The organism is Aquabacterium olei, from assembly GCF_003100395.1.
GTDB lineage: Bacteria > Pseudomonadota > Gammaproteobacteria > Burkholderiales > Burkholderiaceae_C > Aquabacterium > Aquabacterium olei.
In genome coordinates this window covers 2,922,762-2,944,019 of record NZ_CP029210.1, presented here as the reverse complement: position 1 = coordinate 2,944,019, position 21,258 = coordinate 2,922,762, and the positions used below count along the sequence as shown (strand labels likewise).

Below are 21,258 nucleotides of genomic sequence, written 5' to 3'. Positions count from 1 at the left end.
AAATCAGGGGTAGAGCCCGCGCAGCGCCCGGGCCTCGAGCACCCGCGAGCACGCGGTGATAAAAGTCGCCGTGCGAAGGTTGACGCCTTTGTCCTGGGCGCTGCGCCAGATGCTGTCGAAGGCCTCGGACAGCACGCGGTCGAGTCGCGCGTGGATGTCCTGTTCCGTCCAGAAGAAGCTGGTCGCGTTCTGAACCCATTCGAAGTAGCTCACGGTCACACCGCCGGCGTTGGCCAGCACGTCGGGCAGCACGGTACAGCCCTGAGCATGGAGGATATCCTCCGCCTCGGGTGTTGTGGGGCCGTTGGCGCCTTCCACGATGAGTCGTGCACGAATGTGCGGTGCATTGTCCTTGGTGATCTGGCCTTCGAGCGCGGCCGGCAGCATCACGTCGCAGTCCACCGACCAGAATTGGTCGGACGGGATCAGGGTGGCGCCCGGGAAGTCGGCCCAGGCACCGCCTTCGACGGTCAGGTGGCGCAGCAGGGCGTGCGGGTCGAAGCCCGCCTCGTTGAACAGCGTGCCGTGGATGTCCTGGATGGCGACGATGCGTGCCCCCTCGTCATGGAACACCCGTGCCGAGGCGTTGCCCACGTTGCCGAAGCCCTGAATGGCGATTCGCGCATCCTTCATCTCGCGGTTCAGGCGCTTCATCGCCTCGCGGGCCACGACGAAGCAGCCGCGCCCGGTGGCATCGCGCCGCCCGAGGCTGCCCCCCATGCTGATCGGTTTGCCCGTCACGACGCCCGTGTGCGTGGCCCCGTGGTTGATGGCGTAGGTGTCCATCATCCAGGCCATCACCTGGTCGTTGGTGCCGACGTCCGGCGCGGGGATGTCACAGTCCGGGCCGATGAGGTCACCCAGTTCACTGGTGTAGCGGCGCGTCAGGCGCTCGAGTTCTGTGCGGCTGAGCTGCGACGGGTCCACCCGCACCCCGCCCTTGGCACCGCCATAGGGCAGGTTCACCGCGGCGTTCTTGATGGTCATCCAGCCCGCCAGCGCCATCACCTCCGACAGATTCACCGCGTGGTGGAAGCGCACGCCGCCCTTGCCGGGCCCCCGCGAGAGGTTGTGGTGCACGCGGAAGCCCTCGAAGTGCTCGATCCGCCCGTCGTCCATGCGCACGGGGATGTCGACCACCAGGGTGCGCTTGGGGCGGCGCAGGGTGTCGGTCCAGCGCGCCAGGTCGCCCAGGTGGGGCTCGACGCGGTCCAGTTGCTCCAGAAACATGGCCCACGGGCCGGGTTCGGCTGCGTTCAGGTAGGACGGCAGCCGGGTGCTGCGGCTGGCCGGGGTGGCGCCAGCCTGGAGGGCGGTGTCAGGGTGATTCATCGCGGGTTCCTCAGCGTGGTTGGGAATCGGGGCAACGGGCGAGCGCGGCCTGCTCCAACCAGCGCCGAGGCCGGTTGCTGAGGGCAGCGTCCGGTCCCGGCGTATCGGGTCAGTGGTGCAGGATGCGCGCCAGGAACTGCTGTGCGCGCTCCGACTCCGGTCGGTCGAAGAAGTCCGACTTGCTGCGGTCCTCCACGATGCGTCCGGCATCCATGAAGACCACCCGGTCGGCCACACGGCGGGCAAAGCCCATCTCGTGCGTCACGCACATCATGGTCATGCCTTCCTGGGCCAGCTCGGTCATCACGTCCAGCACCTCGCCCACCATTTCGGGGTCGAGGGCCGAGGTGGGCTCGTCGAACAGCATCACCACCGGGTCCATGCACAGCGCGCGTGCAATGGCCACGCGCTGCTGCTGGCCGCCCGAGAGCTGGCCCGGGCGCTTGTGCGCATGGGCCTTCAGGCCCACGCGGTCCAGCAGGGCCAGGCCCTTGGCGGTGGCTTCGTCCTTGGCACGGCCCAGCACATGGATCTGCGCCAGCGTCAGGTTTTCGGTGATGGTCAGGTGCGGGAAGAGCTCGAAGTGCTGGAACACCATGCCGACGCGGCTGCGCAGCTTCGACTGGTTGGTCTTCGGGTCGTTGACCTGCGTGCCATCGACGAAGATGCGGCCGCTCTGGATGGGCTCCAGCCCGTTGACGGTCTTGATCAGGGTGGACTTGCCCGAGCCGGACGGGCCGCACACCACCACCACCTCGCCCTTGCTGACGGTGGTGGAGCAGTCGGTCAGGACCTGGAAGGCGCCGTAGTGCTTCGAGACGTTTTCAATGCGGATCATGAGAGGGCTCCAGATGCTTTGTTCGGGTCAGTGCTGGACACGGGGTTTCTGCAGCGCCTGGACCAGTCGGGACAAGGCAAAACACAGGACGAAGTACACGGCGCCGGCAAACAGCAGCAGCTCGACGAGGCGTCCGTCGCGGTCACCCACCTTGTAGGCCGCACCGAAGAAATCGGCCAGGGCCGACACGTACACCAGCGAGGTGTCCTGGAACAGCACGATGGCCTGGGTCAGCAGCAGGGGCACCATGTTGCGCAGCGCCTGGGGCAGCACGACCAGGCGCATGGCCTGGAAGCGGCTCAGGCCGAGGGCGGTGGCCGCCGCCAGCTGACCCTTGGGCACGGACTGGATGCCCGCGCGGATGATTTCTGCGTAGTAGGCCGACTCGAACAGCGCAAAGCCGACCAGGGCCGACACCATGCGCACGTCGGTGCCGGGCTGCAGGTTGAAGAAGGTGGTGAGCAGCTGCGGGATCACGAGGAAGAACCACAGCAGCACCATCACCAGCGGCACGGCGCGAAACAGGTTGACGTAGCCCGCGGCAAACCAGCGCAGCGGGGCGCTGGCAGACAGCCGCATCACGGCCAGCAGCGTGCCCCACACCATGCCGACCACCAGTGCGGTGAAGGTGATCTCCAGCGAGACGAGCATCCCCTCGGCCAGAAAGGGCAGCGAGTTGGGGATGGAGCTCCAGTCGAATTCATAAGCCATGGCGTTCTCCTGTTCAGCTGCCCATGTAGCCGGGGACCTTCACCTTGCGTTCGAGCAGGTGCATCAGGGCCATCACGATCACATTGATCAGCAGGTACATCAGCGTCACGGCGATGAAGGATTCATAGGGCTGTGCGGTGTAGTCCACCAGCTGGCGGCCTTGCGCGGCCAGCTCCAGCAGGCCGATGGTCGAGCACACCGCCGAGTTCTTGAAGATGTTGAGGAATTCCGACGTCAGCGGCGGCACCACCAGGCGGAAGGCCATGGGCAGGAGCACGTATCGGTAGGTCTGCGGCAGCGTCAGACCCAGGGCCAGGGCGGCCCGGGTCTGCCCGATGGGCAGGCTCTGGATGCCCGCGCGCACCTGTTCGCACACGCGGGCACTGGTGAACAGACCCAGGCAGATCACGGCGGCGCCGAACTGCTGGGTTTCCGGGGCAAGCTGTTTGATGGCGTTGCCCCAGCTGGTGGGCAGCAGTTCGGGCACGATGAAGTACCAGATGAACAGCTGCACCAGCAGCGGGATGTTGCGCAGCAACTCGACATAGCCGGTTGCCAGACGCTGCAGGCCCTTGGACGGCACCGTGCGAAGCACCCCCATCAGGGCACCGACGACGAGCGCAATGACCCACGCGCTCAACGAGACGGAGACGGTCATCTTCAGACCGGCCAGCATCCAGTCGCCGTACGTGCCGCCGTCACCGACGGCGGAGGGCTGTGCGAACACGGCCCAGTTCCATTGATAGCTCATCGTCGCTCCTGTCAGAGGGTTACTGCGCTCGGGTCAGGCGCCAATCAGAAGGCGTGGCGCACGCCGAGCATCAGCGCCTTCACGTCCTGGCCGCCCACGGTGTTGACCGGGCCGTCGCCGGTGGCCGAGGTGGTGGTGTAGGTGGCTGCCGAGCTGTTGTTGATGCGCGAGGCAATGGCGTACACGCGGGTGCGCTTGCTCAGGTTGTGCAGGTAGCCCAGGCTGAACTGCGAGGCGCTGCCGCCATCGACACCGCTGATGCGGCTGCCACCCAGGGCGCCAGCGACGGTGCCCTGTGCGCTCACCGGCACGTTCACGCCGAACATGGCTTCACGGCGGTCGTTGGCTTCCACGGTGCCCTGGTTGCGAACGATCTGGTACAGACCGTACAGCTTGAGGGTGCCGAAGTCATAGGCCGAGCTCACCAGCGCGTACTTCGCGTCTTCACCGGTGGTGGCGCTGCGCTTCTGAAGGATGGTGGAGAGCGCGGCGCTGAAGGGGCCGGCGGCGTAGTTCACCGAAGCCGAGTACAGGTTGCCGAACGACTTCTGGCCGGCGGTGCTGCTTTCACCCAGCGAGGCCATGCCGGTGAAGGTGAAGCCACTCAGGCTCGGCGACGCATAGACCACGGCATTGTTGGCACGTGCGATGGCCGACACCACGCCGCTGGCGGCCACGGAGCCCGTGCCGGTGGCGAAAGCGTCATACGAGTCGACGGTCACGAACTGCGGGGTGTACTGACGGCCGAGCGTCAGCGTGCCCAGTTCGTTCGACGACAGGCCGACGTAGGCCTGGCGGCCGAAGGCCAGACCGCCCTGACCCGAAGCGCCGGTGTCGGCGTTGATGCCCATCTCCAGCTGGAACAGCGCCTTCAGGCCGTTGCCCAGTTCTTCGGTGCCCTTGAAGCCCAGGCGCGAGCCCTGCGGGCCGCCCGACTGGATCTGGGTCTGGGTGCCGTCACCCTTGCCGTACTGCATGTACATGTCGAGCAGACCGTACACGGTCACCGACGACTGCGCCGAGGCGGCGATGGGGGCGGCGGCTGCAGCAGCAGCCAGGGCGATGGTAGCGAGCTTGGTGTGCATATCAATACTCCATGAAGATGCGTTGGATGACCTTGGCGTCGTTCGACTTGGTCAGGGCGAGGGAAGCGAGAATGCGGGCCTTCTGCGGGTTGAGGTCGTGTGCCACCACCCAGTCGTACTGGTCGTCCGGCTGTTCGGCGTTGCGCAGCACGAAGCCGCCCCCCATCACGCGCGACGAACGCACGATGTGCACGCCTTTGGCGCGCAGTTCACGCAGCGCCGGCACCACGTCCTTCGACACCGAGCCGTTGCCCGTGCCGGCGTGGATCAGCGCCTTGGCACCCGCGGCGGCAAAGGCCTGGTAGGCCACCGGCGAGGTGTTGCCGTAGCCGTAGGCGATGTCGACCTGCGGCAGGCTGTCGATCTGGTCGATGTCGAACTCGGAGTTCACGGTGTGGCGCTTGACCGGGGCGCGGAACCAGTAGGTCTGGCCTTCCACCACCATGCCGAGGTCGCCCCAGGCGCTCTTGAAAGCGTCCGGACGCACGTTGACCGACTTGGCCACGTCGCGGCCCGAGTTGATCTCGTCGTTCATCGTCACCAGCACGCCCTTGCCTGCGGCGGTGGGCGAGGCGGCGGTGGCCACGGCGTTGTACAGGTTCAGCGCGCCGTCGGCCGACAGGGCCGTGCCGGGGCGCATCGAGCCCACCACCACGATGGGCTTGGTGGTGTGCACCGTGAGGTTCAGGAAGAAAGCGGTCTCTTCCAGCGTGTCGGTGCCGTGCGTGATCACGATGCCGTCCACGTCCTTCTGCTTGCTCAGCGCCGACACGCGTTTGGCGAGCTGCAGCAGGTGGGCGTTCGTGAAGCTCTCCGAGGCGATCTGGAAGACCTGTTCGCCGCGCACGTCCGCCACATTGCCCAGTTCGGGCACTGAGGCCAGTAGCTTGTCGACGGGCACCTTGGCCGCTTGGTAGGTGGCGCTGTTCGCCGCCGAGGCACCGGCGCCCGCGATGGTGCCGCCGGTGGCCAGGATCACCACCTGAGCCTTCTTGGTGGTCTGGGCCAGCGCGTGCTGCGCTGGCAGAAAGCCCAGGGCCACCGCGCCACTGAGGGCGAGCAGCCAGCGGGACAAGGATCGCTTCATGATGTCAACTCCATGGTTGTAAGGACAGGGGGACAAGCGGGGGCGCGATGGCTGTGAACCCGGCACGGCCCTCGTGAGGCCATGCGGCAGCCCGACCCTGGCCCTCGCAGGGCCGGGTTCTGGGATGTTGTGCAATCACAGGGGCGGGCTGACAGCACCCGCCCGGGTCTGGCTTATTCGAACGGGCGGTCGTTCGGCGCCTTGTACAGCTGGATGACGTCGTCGGACATCGGCCAGTTCAGGTTCAGGCCCTTCGGGGGAATGGGCTGCTGGAACCACTTGGCGTAGATCTTGGCGGCTTCGCCCGAGGTCATGGCCTTGGTGATGGCGGTGTCCACCAGCTTCTTGAACTCGGGGTCGCCCTTGCGCATCATGCAGCCGTAGGCTTCTTCCGACATCGGCTTGCCCACCACCACCCACTCGTCGGGCTTCTTGGCCTTGGCCTTTTCGCCGTACAGCAGGGCGTCGTCCATCATGAAAGCGACGGCGCGGCCGGTTTCCAGCGTCAGGAAGGATTCACCGTGGTCCTTGGCCGAGATGATGCGCATCTCCGCCTTGTTGGCCTCGTTGTACTGGCGCAGCAGGCGTTCCGACGTCGTGCCGGCGGTCACCACCACGTTCTTGCCCTTCAGGTCGGCGAAGTCCTTCACGCCCGAATCCTTCTTCGTCATCAGGCGGGTGCCGACCACGAAGATGTTGGTCGAGAAGTCGACCTGCTTGGCGCGTTCCTTGTTGTTGGTGGTCGAGCCGCACTCGAGGTCCACCGTGCCGTTGAGCACCAGCGGGATGCGGTTCTGCGAGGTCACCGGCACCAGCTTGATCTGCAGGCCGGGCTTCTTCAGCTGGGCCTTGACGGCGTCCACGGCCTTCAGCATCAGTTCATGCGAGTAACCCACCACCTGCTGCTTGTCGTCGTAATACGAGAACGGGATCGACGACTCGCGGTGACCCAGGCTGATCGTGCCGGTCTCGGCGATCTTCTGCAGCGTGGGGGAAGTCTGGGCGCCTGCCTGCAGGGCGGCAGACGTCAGGCACAAGCCCAGCACCGCGGAACGGAGGATCGTGTTCTTCATGAAAGGTCCTTTGATCGGTTTGGCCAACAGGGAAGAGGATCGGTGCCGTGATGTATCGCACGCCACGTGCCAGCTTTCCACTTCTGGGGCAGTTGTTGCAACTCCTTGATTCGCTTAAGGTTTTTACGCGGTGCTGCGTCAAGTGGTTCGGAATCCCGGACGGTGCGCCGACGGCCTGTACGTTTCATCGTACGAACGGCGTGTGCCCGCTGGCATCATGTGGGCCGTTCGCTGTCCAGACCATACTCCTTTCATGCCTCGCCGACCACGCCTGCCAGCAGGCCACAACACGCTTTCTCAGATCCTGTTCGACCAGGGCTTCGGTGCCCGTCGGGAATGCGACGGGCTCGTGCTCAACGGTCTGGTCCAGGTCGCGGGCGCGGTGGTGGACGACCCCGACGCCGTCTTTCCGGAAGACGGGCTGGTGCTCGATGTGGATGGGCAGTCCTGGGTGAGCCACGTGCGGGCCATCGTGCTGCTGCACAAGCCCGCCGGCTACGAGTGCTCGCTCAAACCGGGCGCCTGGCCTGGCGTGCACAACCTGCTGCCGGTGCCGTTGCGTCGGCGTGGCCTGCAGCCGGTGGGTCGGCTGGACCAGGACACCACAGGCCTGCTGCTGATGACGGACGACGGCCCGCTGCTGCACAAGCTCACTTCGCCCAAGCACCACGTGCCCAAGGTGTACGAGGTGACGTGCAAACACCCCGTGACCCAGGCCATGTGCGACAAGCTGCTCAAGGGCGTGGTGCTGGACGACGATCCGTTGCCGGTGGCTGCCCATGCCGCCGAGCGGGTGCTGCCCGAGGGCACGGCGCCCGACGCCGACACCTTCCACCTGCGGCTCACCCTGCTGCAGGGCAAGTACCACCAGGTCAAGCGCATGGTGGCCGCGGTGGGCAACCGTGTCGAGGGCCTGCACCGCAGCCAGATCGGCCGCCTGACCCTGCCGGACGACCTGGCGCCCGGCCAGTGGCGCTGGCTGGACGACGTGGCCCTCGTGCTGCCCTGAAGCACGAGCCCCTGAGGCGGGATAATCTGCAGCCATGCAAGTCTTTCGCGGTTTTCACCATGCGGCTCTGGCGCCGGCCTGCGCGCTGACCATCGGCAACTTCGATGGCGTGCACCGTGGGCATCAGGCCATGCTGGCCCTGCTGCGCAGCGAGGCCGAGCACCGCGGCCTGCCCAGCACGGTGCTGACCTTCGAGCCCCACCCGCGCGATTACTTCGCCGCCCTGGCCGGCAAGCCCGAACTGGCGCCCAGCCGCATTGCCACCCTGCGCGACAAGCTCTCGGAACTCGAGCGTTGTGGCATCGACCAGGTGGTGATCCTCCCGTTCGACCAGAAACTGGCGTCCCTTTCTCCCGACGCTTTCATTGACCAGGTGATTGTTCAGGGCCTGCACGCCCGCTACGTGCTGGTCGGCGACGATTTCCGCTTCGGTGCAAGACGCGCTGGCGATTACCCGCTGCTCGATGCGGCCGGCGATGCCCGCGGGTTCGACGTCGCCCGCATGATGAGCTACGAGGTGCACGGCCTGCGGGTCTCCTCGTCGGTCGTGCGCGAGGCCCTGACCGCCGGCGACATGGCCCGCGTGGCCACGCTGCTGGGCCGTCCCTATGCCATCAGCGGCCATGTCGTGCATGGCCAGAAGCTGGGCCGCAACCTGGATTGCCGCACGCTCAACGTGCGCTTCGGCCACGAACGCCCGGCCACCACCGGCATCTTCGTGGTTCGCACGCACGGTCTGGCGGGCGAGCCCCTGGAAGGCGTCGCCAGCCTGGGTGTGCGCCCCACGGTGGAAGAGGCCGGGCGCGTGCTGCTCGAGGTGCATTGCTTCGATTGGCCCGCCGAACTGGGTGCCGAAGGGGGCTACGGTAAAATCGTTCGGGTGGAACTGCTGCACAAACTCCGAGACGAAGCCCGTTATGACGGGCTGGAGGCGTTGCAGGCCGCCATCCACAAGGACATCGCCGATGCCAAGGGCTTTTTCCAGGCCCAGCGTCGTCAGACCACCCGCGACCGAATTTGACGCGGGCGCACCGTCCGCGCGTTGCCTGCCCGGTGCAGTCGGCCGTCGGAGGGTCTGCAGGTCTCGCCCGCCTGACCCCGCACTGCATCGGCCTGCCCCGTGCGGCCGCTGAACCTGAATCCCCGGCAAGCAAAGCGGGTGCGCGCACCGATGATGGCGCGTGCCCGAGCTGAAGCCGGACCTGAGAGACTGCCATGAGCCAAGACGCCAACGCCAAGCCCGACAACGCCAAGAAAGGCGGCGCCAAAGCCGCCAGAGCCAGCGACTCGGCCCCCGAGTCGAAGTACCGGGCCACGTTGAACATGCCCGACACCCCCTTCCCGATGCGGGGGGACCTGCCCAAGCGCGAGCCGGGCTGGGTGGCCGAGTGGGAGGCCAATGGCCTGTACGGCAAGCTGCGCGCCGCCCGCCAGGGTGCCCCGAAGTTCGTGCTGCACGACGGCCCGCCCTATGCCAACGGCAACATCCACATCGGGCACGCCGTCAACAAGGTGCTCAAGGACATGATCGTCAAGGCCCGCCAGCTGGCCGGCTATGACGCCATCTACGTGCCCGGCTGGGACTGCCACGGCCTGCCGATCGAGAACCAGATCGAGAAGACCTTCGGCCGCAACCTCAGCCGCGACGACGTGCAGGCCAAGGCCCGCGTCTACGCCGGCGAGCAGATCGACGGCCAGCGCACCGACTTCAAGCGCCTGGGCGTGCTGGGCGACTGGGCGCACCCGTATCTCACGATGAACTTCGGCAACGAAGCCAACGAGATCCGCGCGCTCAAGAAGATCATGGAGCGCGGCTATGTGTACCGCGGCCTCAAGCCCGTGTACTGGTGCTTCGACTGCGGCTCGTCGCTCGCCGAGTTCGAGATCGAGTACGCCGACAAGAAGTCGCAGACGCTGGATGTGGCCTTCCTGAGTGCCGAGCCCGAGAAGCTCGCCGCCGCCTTCGGCCTGCCCGCGCTGACCAAGGACGCCTTTGCCGTGATCTGGACCACCACCGCGTGGACCTTGCCGGCCAACCAGGCGCTCAACATGCACCCCGAGCTGAGCTACGCCCTGGTCGACACCCCCAAGGGCCTGCTGGTGCTGGCCGAGTCGCTGGTCGAGAAGGCCTGCGCACGCTACGGCTTCGCAGCCGAAGATTGCAAGGTGCTGGCCACCACGGTGGGCGAAAAGCTCGCCGGCCTGGCCTTCAAGCACCCACTCGCCCACGTGCACGAGGGCTACAACCGCGTCAGCCCGGTCTACCTGGCCGACTACGTCAGCGCCGAAGACGGCACCGGCATCGTGCACTCGTCGCCAGCCTATGGCGTGGACGACTTCAACAGCTGCGTCGCCCACGGCCTGAAGTTCGACGACATCCTGAACCCCGTGCAGGGCAATGGCGTGTACGAAGCCGAGCTGCCGCTGTTCGGCGGCCAGCACATCTGGAAGGCCGCGCCCGTGGTGCTCGAAACCCTGCGCGAGCACGGCCGCCTGATGGCCACCCAGGACATCGTCCACAGCTACCCGCACTGCTGGCGCCACAAGACGCCGGTGATCTACCGCGCCGCGGCGCAGTGGTTCGTGCGCATGGACGAAGGCGAGGGCGTGTTCACGACGAACAAGGCCGACAAGACGCTGCGCCAGACCGCGCTCGACGCCATCGACCAGACCACCTTTTACCCCGAGAACGGCCGCGCCCGCCTGCGCGACATGATCGCCAACCGCCCCGACTGGTGCATCAGCCGCCAGCGCAACTGGGGTGTGCCGCTGCCCTTCTTCCTGCACAAGGTCACGGGCGAGCTGCACCCCGACACGCTGGCGCTCATGGAGCGCGCCGCGCAGCTGGTGGAGCAGGGCGGTGTCGAGGCCTGGGCCAAGCTGGACCCGGCCGAGTGGCTGGGCGCTGAAGCCGCCGAATACAGCAAGTCCACCGACATCCTCGATGTGTGGTTCGACTCGGGCACCACGTTCTTCCATGTGCTCAACGCGCAGAACGGCAGCCACCCGAACGCCGGCCACCACGAAGGCCCCGAGGCCGATCTGTACCTGGAAGGCCACGACCAGCACCGCGGCTGGTTCCACAGCTCGCTGCTGGCGGCCTGCGCCATCTACGGCCGTGCCCCGTACAAGGGCCTGCTGACCCACGGCTTCACCGTCGACGGCCAGGGCCGCAAGATGTCGAAGTCGGTCGGCAACGTCGTCGCACCGCAAGAAATCAGCACCAAGATGGGCGCCGAGATCATCCGCCTGTGGGCGGCCTCGACCGACTACTCGGGCGACCTGGGCATCGACGACAAGATCCTCGCCCGCGTGGTCGACGGCTACCGTCGCATCCGCAACACGCTGCGCTTCCTGCTGGCCAACACCGCCGACTTCGACCCGAAGACGGACGCCGTGCCGCTGAACGAGCTGCTCGAGATCGACCGCTACGCGCTGGCCCGTGCCTCGCAGCTGCAGGAAGACATCCTCGCGCACTACGAGCGCTACGAGTTCCACCCCGTGGTGGCCAAGCTGCAGGTGTACTGCTCGGAAGACCTGGGCGCGTTCTACCTCGACGTGCTCAAGGACCGCCTGTACACCAGCGCCGCCAAGAGCCATGCCCGCCGCGCCGCGCAGACCGCGCTGTGGCACATCACGCACGGCATGCTGCGCTGGATGGCGCCGTTCCTGAGCTTCACGGCCGAAGAGGCCTGGAAGGTGTTCGACGGTGGCGAAACCATCTTCACCGAAACCTACTGGGACTTCCACGAGGCGGACAAGGACACCGAGCTGCTGGCCAAGTGGGCCCGCATCCGCGCTTTCCGGGAAGAGGTCAACCGCCGCATCGAAGACGTGCGCACCCGCGGTGACGTGGGGGCCTCGCTGCAGGCCAACCTGTTCGTCACCATCGGCACGCAGGACGAGCAGGGCGCCCGCCTGCTGGCCGACCTGCGCAGCCTGGGCGAGGACCTGAAGTTTGTGCTCATCGTCTCCAGCGTCGAGCTGGCCGAAGGCCACAGCACGCAGATCGAGGTGAACCCGTCCAAGGCCGTGAAGTGCGAGCGCTGCTGGCACTACCGCGACGACGTCGGCACCAACGCAGAACACCCGACGATCTGCGGGCGCTGCGACACCAATCTGCACGGGGCGGGTGAAGCCCGCGCGCACGCCTGATGGCCGCGCGCAAGTCTGCCCCGAAGGCGGCTTCCCGCCAGGGCCTGCTGCCCTGGCTGGGCATCGCCTTCATCATCATCCTGCTCGACCAGTTCACCAAGGTGCTCATCGTCGGCTGGCTGCAGCACGGTGAAAGCCGCGAGGTCTGGTCCTTCTTCAACATCGTCCGGGCTCACAACACCGGCGCGGCCTTCTCTTTCCTGGCCAACGCCGGTGGATGGCAGCGCTGGTTCTTCGTGGGGCTGGGCACGGTGGCCACGGGCTTCATCATCTACATGCTCCGGGAGCATGGCGGGCAGCGCCTGTTCTCGTGGGCGCTCACGCTGATCCTGGGCGGCGCCATTGGCAACGTCATCGACCGGCTGGTGCACGGCTATGTGGTCGATTTCCTGGATTTCCACTGGCGCTTCCTGGCGCCAATGTTCCCGGGCGGCCATTTCCCTGCCTTCAACATCGCCGACTGCGCCATCACGGTCGGGGCGGCGCTGCTGATCCTGGACGAAGTGCGCCGCGTGCGCCGCAGCTGAGCGGCCACCCGACGCCAGCCTGACGCGGGGCCCCGTGCCGGGGCTCCGCATTTCTCCCGATGCCAGCCCGGCCTTCCGGGCGTACCTTGAGGCGGTGTCCGTCATGCAAGGAGCAGGCATGGGAATGGTTGGCCGACTGTCGTACCACGCACTGGTCTCGCGTCGCCGCACACACCGGCGTCGCCCGCAGCATCTCCGCCGCCTGCACCATTGGCCGGACGCCAGCCTCCATCGCCCACCGGCCGGCACCGATGCCGAGGCGATCACGCCCGCCGCCGTTGTCGAGGCGCCCGCGCTGTCTCCGAGCCCTCCCCAGCCTGCCGCCCTCGGCGCCGGTATGGCACTGGGCGCGCTGCCCGGGCAAGTCGATGTGGCACCCGTGCTGGACGCCGCCCCGGCCGTCCAGCCCAGCGTGCTCGACATGCCGCTGCGCCAGCTCGGCTGGGCGGACCCCTTGCACTGGCTGGCCATGGGCTGGCGCGACTTCCGCCAGGCGCCGCTGATCGGGCTGTTCTACGGTGCCTGCTTCGTGCTGATGGGCTGGGGCTTGCTCGCGGTGTTCCGCTATGCCCCGGCCTACACGCTGGCGCTGTCCGCGGGCTTTCTGTTGATGGGGCCGTTCCTGTGCCTGGGGCTCTACCAGGCCAGCCGGCGCATGGATGAGGGCACCCGCCCGGGCTTTCGCGACAGCCTCACCGCATGGCGGCACAACAAGGGCCAGTTGGCCGTGTTTGCCACTGTGCTGCTGGTGCTCGAGATGCTGTGGGGCCGCGCCGCCATGATCGTGTTTGCCGTCAGCTTCGATGGCATGGCCGAATTCGACGGCTCGCTCACCAGCCTGCTCATCGCCGAAAACATCCCCTTCCTCGTCACCTACGTGGCGGTGGGTGGCCTCTTTGCCGGGCTGATCTACGCGGTCAGCGTCATCAGCATGCCGATGATGCTCCACCGTTCGGTCGACGCCATTTCGGCGGGGCTGGCCAGCCTGCGTCTCGTCACCACCCAGTTTGGCGTGATGCTGTTCTGGGGCGCCCTCATCACGGGTGGGGTGCTGTTGGCCATGGCGCCCGGCTTCCTGGGGCTGCTGGTGGTGGGGCCGGTGTTGGGGCATGCGTCCTGGCATGCCTATCGGGCAGCCACGATGGTGCCCTCCGCGCGGGACTGACACGAGACGGACGCGCGGTTTCTGCACCCCCCCTGGATGAAGGGGGTGGCTCGGCCTTTCTGGCGGGCCAGCGTGAATCCATCCCGCGGGGCCCCTCGTAGTGGAGAAGGCGTGTCGGCGACCTCCTCGGAGGCGTTCGGCACGGCCGCCGTCGGCATGGGGCCGGCGGTCGACATCCACACTGCGAGGACCCGACATGACGACAAGCAACCGCCTTCCTGCGACCTTCCGCCGCCTGAGCGCCCTGACCCTGGCCGCTGCAGCCACCTTGTGCGCGCACGGTACGGCCCGGGCCGAGACGCTTTACGGCCTGAGCAACACGAACCAGCTCATCACCTTCGACAGCGCCAGTCCGATGAATGGCACCGCGGTGCAGATCACCGGCCTGAAGCGGGTCAACGAACGCCTGCTCGGTCTGGATGCGCGCCCGGCCACCGGCCTGCTCTACACGCTCAGCAAGGACGGCAACCTGTACACCGTGGATGCCGGCAGCGGTGAGGCGTCGTTTGTCGCCTCACTGGGTGCCCCGCTGGCGGGTGACAACTTCGGCGTCGATTTCAATCCGGTGCCCGACCTGGGGCAGGTCAACCCGTCGCTGCGCGTGATCTCGAACTCGGGTCAGAACCTGGCGATCAATGTCAACGGCAGCGCCGCGGGGACCGTCGTGGAAAACGGCCGCATCACCGGCGTGAAGCCCCAGCCCACCGTCGTGTCGGTCGCCTACGCCAACAACGACCGCAACCCGATGACGGGCACCACGCTGTATGGCATCGACACCAAGGGCGACGGCCTCTACACCATCGTGCCTGCAACGGGCGCCGCAACGTGGGTCGGCGACCTCGGTGTGGACAGCATCCAGGTGTCCGCGTTCGACATCTCGTACACCGGCGCGGCCTTTGCGTCGCTGACCGGCGAGGACGGCTACAGCGGTCTCTACCGCATCGACCTGACCACCGGTCAGGCCACGTCCCTGGGCGCTTTCGGCATCGGCGGGGTCGTGCTGCAGGCCCCGATCGTGGGCCTGACTGCTGCGCCGGTTCCCGAGCCTTCCAGCATCGCGCTGGCTGCGGTTGGCCTCCTGGGCGTGGCCGGCCTGCACGCACGCCGCCGCCAGCGGGCCTGACCGGGCTGAGGCCAGCGACTGCGCGGCGCCTTGGTCAGCCTGTTCTAATGCGGGGCTGTCGCTGATCACACCCCCGCACCGTGTCCCTGCTGTCATCCCGCACCCTCGTCTATCTGCTCCTGCCGCCCATGATGTGGGCCGGCAATGCCGTGGTCGGGCGGATGATGGTGGGGAGCATGCCCCCCGTGGCCATGAATGCGCTGCGGTGGCTGCTGGTGGCAGCCATGCTGTGGCCGCTGGTGCGACGCTCCGGGTTGCAGTGGGGCGACGTCCGTGCACGCTGGCGCCATCTGGCCGTGATCGGCACATTGGGTGTCGGCACCTACAACGCGCTGCAATACCTGGCGCTGCAGACCTCCTCACCACTCAACGTCACCCTCATCGGATCGAGCGTGCCGGTGTGGATGATGCTCGTGGGGCGCTTCGGCTTCGGGCAGGCGCTCCACGCGCGCCAACTCGTGGGCGCGGCGCTCTCGGTGCTGGGCGTCATGCTCGTCATGGCGCACGGCGATCTGGCCGTGCTGAGCGGGTTGCGTCTCGTGCCGGGCGACATGCTGATGCTGCTGGCCAGCCTCGCCTGGGCCATCTACAGCTGGCTGCTGGCCCATCCGCCGGCCCACATGGTGGGCGAGCGTCGCCCCGCGTGGGACTGGGCGACCTTTCTGTTCGTGCAGGTGGTGTTCGGCAGCGTCTGGGCCGTGGCGTGCTCCGGGGTCGAAGCGGTGCTGTCAGCGGGCGAGGGCCCGGGCCTGATTCCCACTGGCTTGCTGCCGTGGCTCGGCATGCTGTTCATCGCCGTGGGGCCGTCGATCGTGGCGTACCGCTGCTGGGGCCTGGGCGTGCAGACCGTAGGCCCCACGATGGCCGCCTTCTTCAGCAACCTCACCCCCATCTTTGCCGCGGTGTGGGCCGCATTGCTCCTGGGTGAGCATCCGCGCTGGTATCACCCCGTGGCGCTGCTGCTCATCGTGGCCGGCATCGCGGTGTCTTCCGGGATTCAGAAACGGCGACGCGAGCCGCCCCGCCCGTTGGACCCGAAGGGCGGCTGACCGCGCCAGTAGCGCAGCATCAGCCAGCCACCCAACATGCCGCCCAGGTGCGCGAAGTGCGCCACACCGGAGGCGGTGCCCGTCACGCCGAGGAAGAGTTCCAGGCCGCCATACAGCGCCACGAACACCTTGGCCTTCATCGGAATCGGCGGGAACAGCGGCATGATCGTCCGGTTCGGGAACATCATGCCGAATGCCAGCAGCAGCCCGAAGAGCCCGCCCGAGGCACCGACCGTCGGGTTGTGCCAGCCGCCCAGCAGCGACATCACCAGCTGTGTGGCCGCGGCGGTCAGCACGCTGGCACCAAAGAACTCCATGTAGCGTCGGCCACCCCAGATGCGCTCCAGCTCCGAGCCGAACATCCAGATGCCCAGCATGTTGAAGAACAGGTGGCTGAACGAGCCGTGCAGGAAGGCATAGGTCACCACCTGCCAGGGGTAGAAGAACGGCCCTTGCACCGGCCACAGGGCCATGAACTGCGACAACATCCCGCCCAGAGCGAGGTCCAGACAGAACACGGCCACATTCACGAGGAGCAGGGCCTGGGTGATCGGGGGCATCGGAGGCATGCGCGGGTGGTTTCCTCAGTCGGTGAGCCGACATCATAGGGCCGGCTGCCCGCTCGCATCGCGCCTCTGCCCCGGATCCCTGGCCGGGAGCGGGGAGGCGTCGGTACCGTGGCACCTTGGCACGCAACTGGCTAAGGCAGGGAAGGGGCCGTTTGCCGGGCCCCTTCTTGCAGAGGAGGCCGCAGACCATGTCACCGCACCCTGGGTTCCGCTCATGAGCGCCCGCCGAAGTGTCGCCCCGACAGGGCTGGCCGACCGCCTCCTGTCCGCGCAGGCCGTGCGCGTGCACTGCCAGGCGCTGATGGCGCAGGCCCAGGCCGGTCTCGCCCGGCATTTCACCTGGCATCCCGAGCGCATGGCGCTGGTGTCGGCCTACGTCACGCAGGTCATCCGCGAGCGGCATCCCGATCTTCGGGTGCCCCCCCACAGCCGCTGGCGCCATTTCGAGGCGGGCAACGTGGACCGTTGGGCCCAGGTCGCTGCGCGCCACGGCCTGGATCGCCCCACGATGCAACTGGAGCGGGCTCGGGCCCGTGTCGATCTCGCCGTCACGAGCGTGCTGCTGGATGCCAGTGCGGGCGCGGCGTGGGCCTATGCCGACCTGTCGACGGGGCAGCAACTGGCCGGGGCCGAAGGGCTGGGCGTGGCCAGTCTGCACTGGTGGGCTGGCGGCGCGCTGTCCAGCGACCCCCATCATCCGTGTCGCGCCGATGCCGTCGGGCTGGAGCGCCTGCCGACCGCCGATCTGGCGCTGGCCTTCCAGGTGAACGAGCACAACGTGTTGCCCGGGCTGGAAGGGCGGGCCAATCTGTTGCGTCAGCTTGCGCTCGCGCTGCGCAGCCGCCCCGATGTCTTTGGCCACCCAGGGGCGTCCGGCCTGCGGCCCGGCCATCTGGTCGACACGCTCATCCGGCTGTACCCCACCGGGCGCGTGCCGGCCGAAGCCCTGTTGCGCCTGCTGCTCACCACACTGGGCGGCATCTGGCCGGAGCGACCCGCGCTGGACGGCGCCCCGCTCGGCGATTGCTGGCCCCACCCCGATGCCCCGGATGGCTGGGTGCCGCTGCACCAGTTGAGCCAGTGGATGACCTATGCGCTCGTCGAGCCGCTGGAAGAGGTCGGCCTCACCGTGGTGGGGCTCGATGAACTGACGGCCTTGCCCGACTGCCGCAACGGCGGGCTGCTGCTCGACCTGGGGCTGCTGCAGGCGCGCGACCGTGCCTTCCACACCACGCGCTGGCGTGCCGATGCCGAGCCCATCGTGGAATGGCGTGCACTGACCGTGGTGATCATGGATCATCTGGCCGAGGCGGTGCGGGGCGAGTTGCGGCTCACACCCGAGCAGCTGCCGCTGTCGCGCGTGCTGGAAGGGGGCAGCCGGGCCGCAGGCCGTCGCATCGCCAGGGCCAAGCGCCCCGGTGGCCCGCCCCCCGTGCACATCGACAGCGATGGCACCGTGTTCTGATCGACATCCGATGCTTTGCCCACCATGACCATCGACTTTCCCAACCTCACGCTCGTCGACCACCCGCTCGTTCAGCACAAGCTGACCTGGCTGCGTGCCGAAGAGACCAACACCGATTCCTTCCGCAACCTGCTGCGCGAGGTCAGCCAGATGCTGGTCTACGAGGCCACGCGCGACCTGCCCACCGAACTGCAGACCATCCGCACGCCGATCTGCGAGATGCAGTCGCCCATCATCAGCGGCAAGAAGCTGTGCCTCGTGTCCATCCTGCGCGCCGGCAATGGCCTGCTGGATGGGGCGCTGTCGGTGCTGCCGCTGGCCCGCGTGGCCCACCTCGGCCTGTACCGCGATCCGCAGACCCTGCAGCCCGTCGAGTACTACTTCAAGGCGCCGTCCGACATTGCCGAGCGCCAGATCATCGTGGTCGACCCCATGCTCGCCACCGGCAATTCCGCCGTGGCGGCCATCGACCGCCTCAAGGCCCTGGGCTGCGGCAGCATCAAGCTGCTGTGCCTGCTGGGCGCGCCCGAAGGCGTGCGCAACATGCTCGAGCACCACCCCGACGTGCCCATCGTCATGGCAGCGCTCGACAGCCACCTCAACGACCACGGCTACATCGTGCCCGGCCTCGGCGACGCCGGCGACCGCATCTTCGGCACGGTCTGACGAAAGGGCCCCACGGTGCTCGACCTCCTCATCCGCCACTGCACGCTGCCTGACGGGCGCACCGACCAGGACGTCGCCATCCAGAACGGCCGCATCATCGCAGTGCAGCCCGCTCTGGCCGCGCAGGCCGCCAACGAGGTCGACGCCCAGGGCCAGCTGCTGACGCCGCCCTTTGTCGACGCCCACTTCCACATGGACTCGACGCTGAGCTACGGTAAGCCCCGCGTCAACGCGTCCGGCACCCTGCTGGAAGGCATCGCGCTGTGGGGCGAACTCAAGCCGTTGCTCACGCAGCAGGCGCTGGTCGATCGGGCGCTGGCGTACTGCGACTGGGCCGTGGCCCGCGGGCTGCTTGCCATCCGGTCGCACGTCGATGTGTGCGATCCGCGTCTGCTCGCGGTCGAAGCGCTGCTGCACGTGCGCGAATGCGTGAAGCCTTATCTGGATCTGCAGCTGGTGGCCTTCCCGCAGGACGGCGTGCTGCGCGGCCCCGGCGCGTTCGATACCCTGCGCCGCGCGCTCGACATGGGTGTCGACGTGGTGGGCGGGATTCCGCACTTCGAGCGCACGGCCGAGCAGGGCGCCGAATCCGTGCGCCTGCTGTGCGAACTGGCCGCCGAGCGCGGCCTGCGCGTCGACCTGCATTGCGACGAGACCGACGACCCCCTGTCGCGCCACATCGAGACACTGGCCTTCCACACCCAGCGCCTCGGGTTGCAGGGCCGGGTGGCCGGCTCGCACCTCACCTCCATGCACAGCATGGACAACTACTACGTCAGCAAACTGCTGCCCCTGATGCGGGAGGCCGGTGTGGCCGCCATCGCCAACCCGCTCATCAACATCACGCTGCAGGGCCGCCACGACACCTATCCCAAGCGCCGCGGCATGACCCGCGTGCCCGAACTGCTCGCCGCCGGCATCCCGGTGGCCTTCGGGCACGACTGCGTGATGGACCCGTGGTACGGCCTGGGCAGCGGCGACATGCTCGAGGTCGCGCACATGGGGCTGCATGTGGCGCAGATGACCAGCCAGACGGCCATGCGCCAGTGCTTCGATGCCGTCACGCACACCCCGGCCGCCATCCTCGGCCTGGACGGCTACGGCATCGCCCCCGGCTGCCGCGCCGACCTGGTGCTGTTGCAGGCGCGCGACCCCGTCGAGGCGATCCGCCTGCGCGCCACCCGCCTGATGGTGTGGCGCGCCGGCCAGCTGGTGGCGCAAACGCCACCGGCCACGGCCGCCCTTCACCTGCCTGGCAGGCCGGCCAGTGTGTCGTTCCAGCCTTGAGACGACGCCAGGGCGCGGCACCCCTGTGCTATCCTTTTGGACTTTCCCCCGTGCCCTGGTGGTGAAATTGGTAGACGCGCCGGATTCAAAATCCGGTTCCGCAAGGAGTGCCGGTTCGAGTCCGGCCCGGGGCACCAGTCGGGCCGCCCGTGAGGGCTTCGGCAGCCTGCCACAATAGCGGGCATGCACTACCCGACCCTCGAAGACGCCATCGGCAAGACCCCGCTCGTCCGCCTGCAACGGGTGCCCGGCGCTGACAACGACGCCCGCGGCAACGTGATCCTCGCCAAGCTCGAGGGCAACAACCCGGCCGGCTCCGTCAAGGACCGCCCCGCCATCAACATGATCCGCCGTGCCGAAGAGCGCGGCCACATCAAGCCCGGTGACACGCTGATCGAGGCCACCTCGGGCAACACCGGCATCGCGCTCGCCATGGCGGCCGCGATCCGCGGCTACCGCATGATCCTCATCATGCCGGAGGACCTCTCCATCGAGCGCGCGCAGACCATGAAGGCCTTCGGCGCCGAGCTCATCCTCACGCCCAAGAGCGGCGGCATGGAATACGCCCGCGACCTCGCCGACCAGATGGTGCGCGAAGGCAAGGGCGTGGTGCTCGACCAGTTCGCCAACCCCGACAACCCCGCGGTGCACTACGACACCACGGGCCCCGAGATCTGGGCCGACACCCAGGGCCGCATCACCCACTTCGTGAGCGCCATGGGCACCACAGGCACCATCACCGGCACGTCGCGCTTCCTGAAAGAGCAGAACCGCGAGGTTCGGATCGTCGGTGCCCAGCCGCAGGAAGGCTCGCGCATCCCCGGCATCCGCAAGTGGCCCGAAGCCTACCTGCCCAAGATTTACGAACCCAGCCGGGTCGACGAGCTCATCTACGTGAGCCAGGCCGATGCCGAAGACATGGCCCGCCGCCTCGCACGCGAGGAAGGGCTGTTCTGCGGCATTTCGGCAGCCGGGGCCTGCTGGGCGGCGCTGCAACTGGCGCAGAATCTGAGCAACGCCACCATCGTCTTCATCGTGTGTGATCGCGGCGACCGCTACCTCTCCACCGGCGTCTTCCCGGCCTGACGACCGGCGCTCCCCCTGAAAAGGCACCAGCCATGTCCATCACCATCGCCAAAGAACTCGACGCCCGCGGCCTGACGTGTCCGCTGCCCATCCTCAAGGCCAAGAAGGCGCTGTCCGACATGCACAGCGGCGAAGTCCTCAAGGTGCTCGCCACCGACCCCGGTTCCGTGCGCGACTTCCAGGCCTTTGCCCGCCAGACAGGCAACGAACTGATCGACCAGCAGGCCGACGAGGCCGAGGGCCGCGAGGAATTCGTCCACCTGCTGCGTCGCCGCTGAAT

At 67.7% G+C, this 21,258-nt stretch carries 20 protein-coding genes and 1 tRNA gene; 13 read left to right on the top strand and 8 right to left on the bottom strand.

Features of this window, described 5'->3' with window-relative positions:
* Positions 1-3: 3 nt before the first annotated feature.
* The 7 genes from DEH84_RS13175 to DEH84_RS13145 all read right to left on the bottom strand — a co-directional run bounded on the left by DEH84_RS13175 (position 4) and on the right by DEH84_RS13145 (position 6,877).
* Positions 4-1,332 carry a Glu/Leu/Phe/Val family dehydrogenase gene (locus DEH84_RS13175; RefSeq protein ID WP_109037262.1) on the bottom strand — a complete coding sequence of 443 codons (1,329 nt, stop codon included), beginning with the start codon at positions 1,330-1,332 and terminating at the stop codon, positions 4-6.
* 109 nt (positions 1,333-1,441) lie between these two features.
* Entirely contained in the window at positions 1,442-2,170 is a 729-nt protein-coding gene (locus tag DEH84_RS13170) for an amino acid ABC transporter ATP-binding protein (RefSeq protein ID WP_109037261.1), read from the bottom strand.
* 27 nt (positions 2,171-2,197) lie between these two features.
* On the bottom strand, positions 2,198-2,881 hold the full coding sequence (gene gltK, locus DEH84_RS13165) for a glutamate/aspartate ABC transporter permease GltK (protein ID WP_109037260.1): 684 nt from the start codon (positions 2,879-2,881) through the stop codon (positions 2,198-2,200).
* 13 nt (positions 2,882-2,894) lie between these two features.
* A complete protein-coding gene (locus tag DEH84_RS13160; protein ID WP_109037259.1) occupies positions 2,895-3,632 on the bottom strand; it encodes an amino acid ABC transporter permease in 738 nt (245 codons plus the stop codon).
* A gap of 44 nt (positions 3,633-3,676) precedes the next feature.
* Complete coding sequence (locus tag DEH84_RS13155; RefSeq protein ID WP_109037258.1) at positions 3,677-4,717, bottom strand: porin; 1,041 nt, start codon at positions 4,715-4,717, stop codon at positions 3,677-3,679.
* Between the two features lies 1 nt (position 4,718).
* Positions 4,719-5,804 carry a type II asparaginase gene (locus DEH84_RS13150; protein WP_109037257.1) on the bottom strand — a complete coding sequence of 362 codons (1,086 nt, stop codon included), beginning with the start codon at positions 5,802-5,804 and terminating at the stop codon, positions 4,719-4,721.
* Between the two features lie 173 nt (positions 5,805-5,977).
* A complete protein-coding gene (locus DEH84_RS13145) occupies positions 5,978-6,877 on the bottom strand; it encodes a glutamate/aspartate ABC transporter substrate-binding protein (RefSeq protein WP_109037256.1) in 900 nt (299 codons plus the stop codon).
* A 253-nt stretch (positions 6,878-7,130) separates the two neighbouring features.
* On the opposite strand from DEH84_RS13145, the gene DEH84_RS13140 reads away from it, so the two are divergent.
* The 7 genes from DEH84_RS13140 to DEH84_RS13110 all read left to right on the top strand — a co-directional run bounded on the left by DEH84_RS13140 (position 7,131) and on the right by DEH84_RS13110 (position 15,905).
* Positions 7,131-7,886, top strand: a complete 756-nt coding sequence (locus DEH84_RS13140; RefSeq protein ID WP_109037255.1) for a pseudouridine synthase — start codon at positions 7,131-7,133, stop codon at positions 7,884-7,886.
* Positions 7,887-7,920: 34 nt separating this feature from the next.
* On the top strand, positions 7,921-8,907 hold the full coding sequence (locus DEH84_RS13135; protein WP_109037254.1) for a bifunctional riboflavin kinase/FAD synthetase: 987 nt from the start codon (positions 7,921-7,923) through the stop codon (positions 8,905-8,907).
* 302 nt (positions 8,908-9,209) lie between these two features.
* Positions 9,210-12,041, top strand: coding sequence for an isoleucine--tRNA ligase (gene ileS / locus DEH84_RS13130; RefSeq protein WP_245932785.1), 2,832 nt, complete (start codon positions 9,210-9,212; stop codon positions 12,039-12,041).
* Positions 12,041-12,568, top strand: a complete 528-nt coding sequence (gene lspA / locus DEH84_RS13125) for a signal peptidase II (protein WP_109037252.1) — start codon at positions 12,041-12,043, stop codon at positions 12,566-12,568. The genes ileS and lspA overlap by 1 nt, the downstream gene beginning before the upstream one ends.
* A gap of 118 nt (positions 12,569-12,686) precedes the next feature.
* A complete protein-coding gene (locus tag DEH84_RS13120) occupies positions 12,687-13,733 on the top strand; it encodes a DUF2189 domain-containing protein (RefSeq protein ID WP_245932585.1) in 1,047 nt (348 codons plus the stop codon).
* A 196-nt stretch (positions 13,734-13,929) separates the two neighbouring features.
* Positions 13,930-14,856, top strand: a complete 927-nt coding sequence (locus tag DEH84_RS13115) for a DUF4394 domain-containing protein (protein ID WP_109038390.1) — start codon at positions 13,930-13,932, stop codon at positions 14,854-14,856.
* An 80-nt stretch (positions 14,857-14,936) separates the two neighbouring features.
* Positions 14,937-15,905, top strand: a complete 969-nt coding sequence (locus DEH84_RS13110; RefSeq protein WP_109037251.1) for a DMT family transporter — start codon at positions 14,937-14,939, stop codon at positions 15,903-15,905.
* On the opposite strand, the gene DEH84_RS13105 is transcribed toward DEH84_RS13110, so the two are convergent.
* Positions 15,854-16,474, bottom strand: coding sequence for a rhomboid family intramembrane serine protease (locus DEH84_RS13105; protein ID WP_109037250.1), 621 nt, complete (start codon positions 16,472-16,474; stop codon positions 15,854-15,856). The genes DEH84_RS13110 and DEH84_RS13105 overlap by 52 nt on opposite strands.
* Positions 16,475-16,688: 214 nt before the next feature.
* Between DEH84_RS13105 and DEH84_RS13100 the strand changes: the two genes are divergently transcribed.
* The 6 genes from DEH84_RS13100 (at position 16,689) to DEH84_RS13075 (ending at position 21,256) form a co-directional block, all read left to right on the top strand.
* Positions 16,689-17,939 (top strand): DUF1688 family protein, encoded by a 1,251-nt coding sequence (locus DEH84_RS13100; RefSeq protein ID WP_109037249.1) that lies wholly within the window; start codon positions 16,689-16,691, stop codon positions 17,937-17,939.
* A 24-nt stretch (positions 17,940-17,963) separates the two neighbouring features.
* On the top strand, positions 17,964-18,605 hold the full coding sequence (gene upp, locus DEH84_RS13095; protein ID WP_109037248.1) for a uracil phosphoribosyltransferase: 642 nt from the start codon (positions 17,964-17,966) through the stop codon (positions 18,603-18,605).
* 15 nt (positions 18,606-18,620) lie between these two features.
* The gene (locus tag DEH84_RS13090; RefSeq protein ID WP_109037247.1) at positions 18,621-19,892 is read left to right on the top strand and encodes an amidohydrolase family protein; all 1,272 of its coding nucleotides are present in this window, start codon (positions 18,621-18,623) and stop codon (positions 19,890-19,892) included.
* Between the two features lie 52 nt (positions 19,893-19,944).
* Positions 19,945-20,029 (top strand) — tRNA-Leu (locus DEH84_RS13085).
* A 46-nt stretch (positions 20,030-20,075) separates the two neighbouring features.
* A complete protein-coding gene (gene cysM / locus DEH84_RS13080) occupies positions 20,076-20,978 on the top strand; it encodes a cysteine synthase CysM (protein ID WP_109037246.1) in 903 nt (300 codons plus the stop codon).
* Between the two features lie 32 nt (positions 20,979-21,010).
* Complete coding sequence (locus DEH84_RS13075) at positions 21,011-21,256, top strand: sulfurtransferase TusA family protein (RefSeq protein WP_109037245.1); 246 nt, start codon at positions 21,011-21,013, stop codon at positions 21,254-21,256.
* Positions 21,257-21,258: the final 2 nt, after the last annotated feature.

Excerpts from the sequence above, each read along its gene's own strand:
- DEH84_RS13175 (WP_109037262.1), bottom strand. The coding sequence starts at position 1,332 with ATGAATCACCCTGACACCGCCCTCCAGGCTGGCGCCACCCCGGCCAGC.
- DEH84_RS13170 (WP_109037261.1), bottom strand. The coding sequence starts at position 2,170 with ATGATCCGCATTGAAAACGTCTCGAAGCACTACGGCGCCTTCCAGGTC.
- gltK (WP_109037260.1), bottom strand. The coding sequence starts at position 2,881 with ATGGCTTATGAATTCGACTGGAGCTCCATCCCCAACTCGCTGCCCTTT.
- DEH84_RS13160 (WP_109037259.1), bottom strand. The coding sequence starts at position 3,632 with ATGAGCTATCAATGGAACTGGGCCGTGTTCGCACAGCCCTCCGCCGTC.
- DEH84_RS13155 (WP_109037258.1), bottom strand. The coding sequence starts at position 4,717 with ATGCACACCAAGCTCGCTACCATCGCCCTGGCTGCTGCTGCAGCCGCC.
- DEH84_RS13150 (WP_109037257.1), bottom strand. The coding sequence starts at position 5,804 with ATGAAGCGATCCTTGTCCCGCTGGCTGCTCGCCCTCAGTGGCGCGGTG.
- DEH84_RS13145 (WP_109037256.1), bottom strand. The coding sequence starts at position 6,877 with ATGAAGAACACGATCCTCCGTTCCGCGGTGCTGGGCTTGTGCCTGACG.
- DEH84_RS13140 (WP_109037255.1), top strand. The coding sequence starts at position 7,131 with ATGCCTCGCCGACCACGCCTGCCAGCAGGCCACAACACGCTTTCTCAG.
- DEH84_RS13135 (WP_109037254.1), top strand. The coding sequence starts at position 7,921 with ATGCAAGTCTTTCGCGGTTTTCACCATGCGGCTCTGGCGCCGGCCTGC.
- ileS (WP_245932785.1), top strand. The coding sequence starts at position 9,210 with ATGCCCGACACCCCCTTCCCGATGCGGGGGGACCTGCCCAAGCGCGAG.
- lspA (WP_109037252.1), top strand. The coding sequence starts at position 12,041 with ATGGCCGCGCGCAAGTCTGCCCCGAAGGCGGCTTCCCGCCAGGGCCTG.
- DEH84_RS13120 (WP_245932585.1), top strand. The coding sequence starts at position 12,687 with ATGGGAATGGTTGGCCGACTGTCGTACCACGCACTGGTCTCGCGTCGC.
- DEH84_RS13115 (WP_109038390.1), top strand. The coding sequence starts at position 13,930 with ATGACGACAAGCAACCGCCTTCCTGCGACCTTCCGCCGCCTGAGCGCC.
- DEH84_RS13105 (WP_109037250.1), bottom strand. The coding sequence starts at position 16,474 with ATGCCTCCGATGCCCCCGATCACCCAGGCCCTGCTCCTCGTGAATGTG.
- DEH84_RS13100 (WP_109037249.1), top strand. The coding sequence starts at position 16,689 with ATGAGCGCCCGCCGAAGTGTCGCCCCGACAGGGCTGGCCGACCGCCTC.
- upp (WP_109037248.1), top strand. The coding sequence starts at position 17,964 with ATGACCATCGACTTTCCCAACCTCACGCTCGTCGACCACCCGCTCGTT.
- cysM (WP_109037246.1), top strand. The coding sequence starts at position 20,076 with ATGCACTACCCGACCCTCGAAGACGCCATCGGCAAGACCCCGCTCGTC.
- DEH84_RS13075 (WP_109037245.1), top strand. The coding sequence starts at position 21,011 with ATGTCCATCACCATCGCCAAAGAACTCGACGCCCGCGGCCTGACGTGT.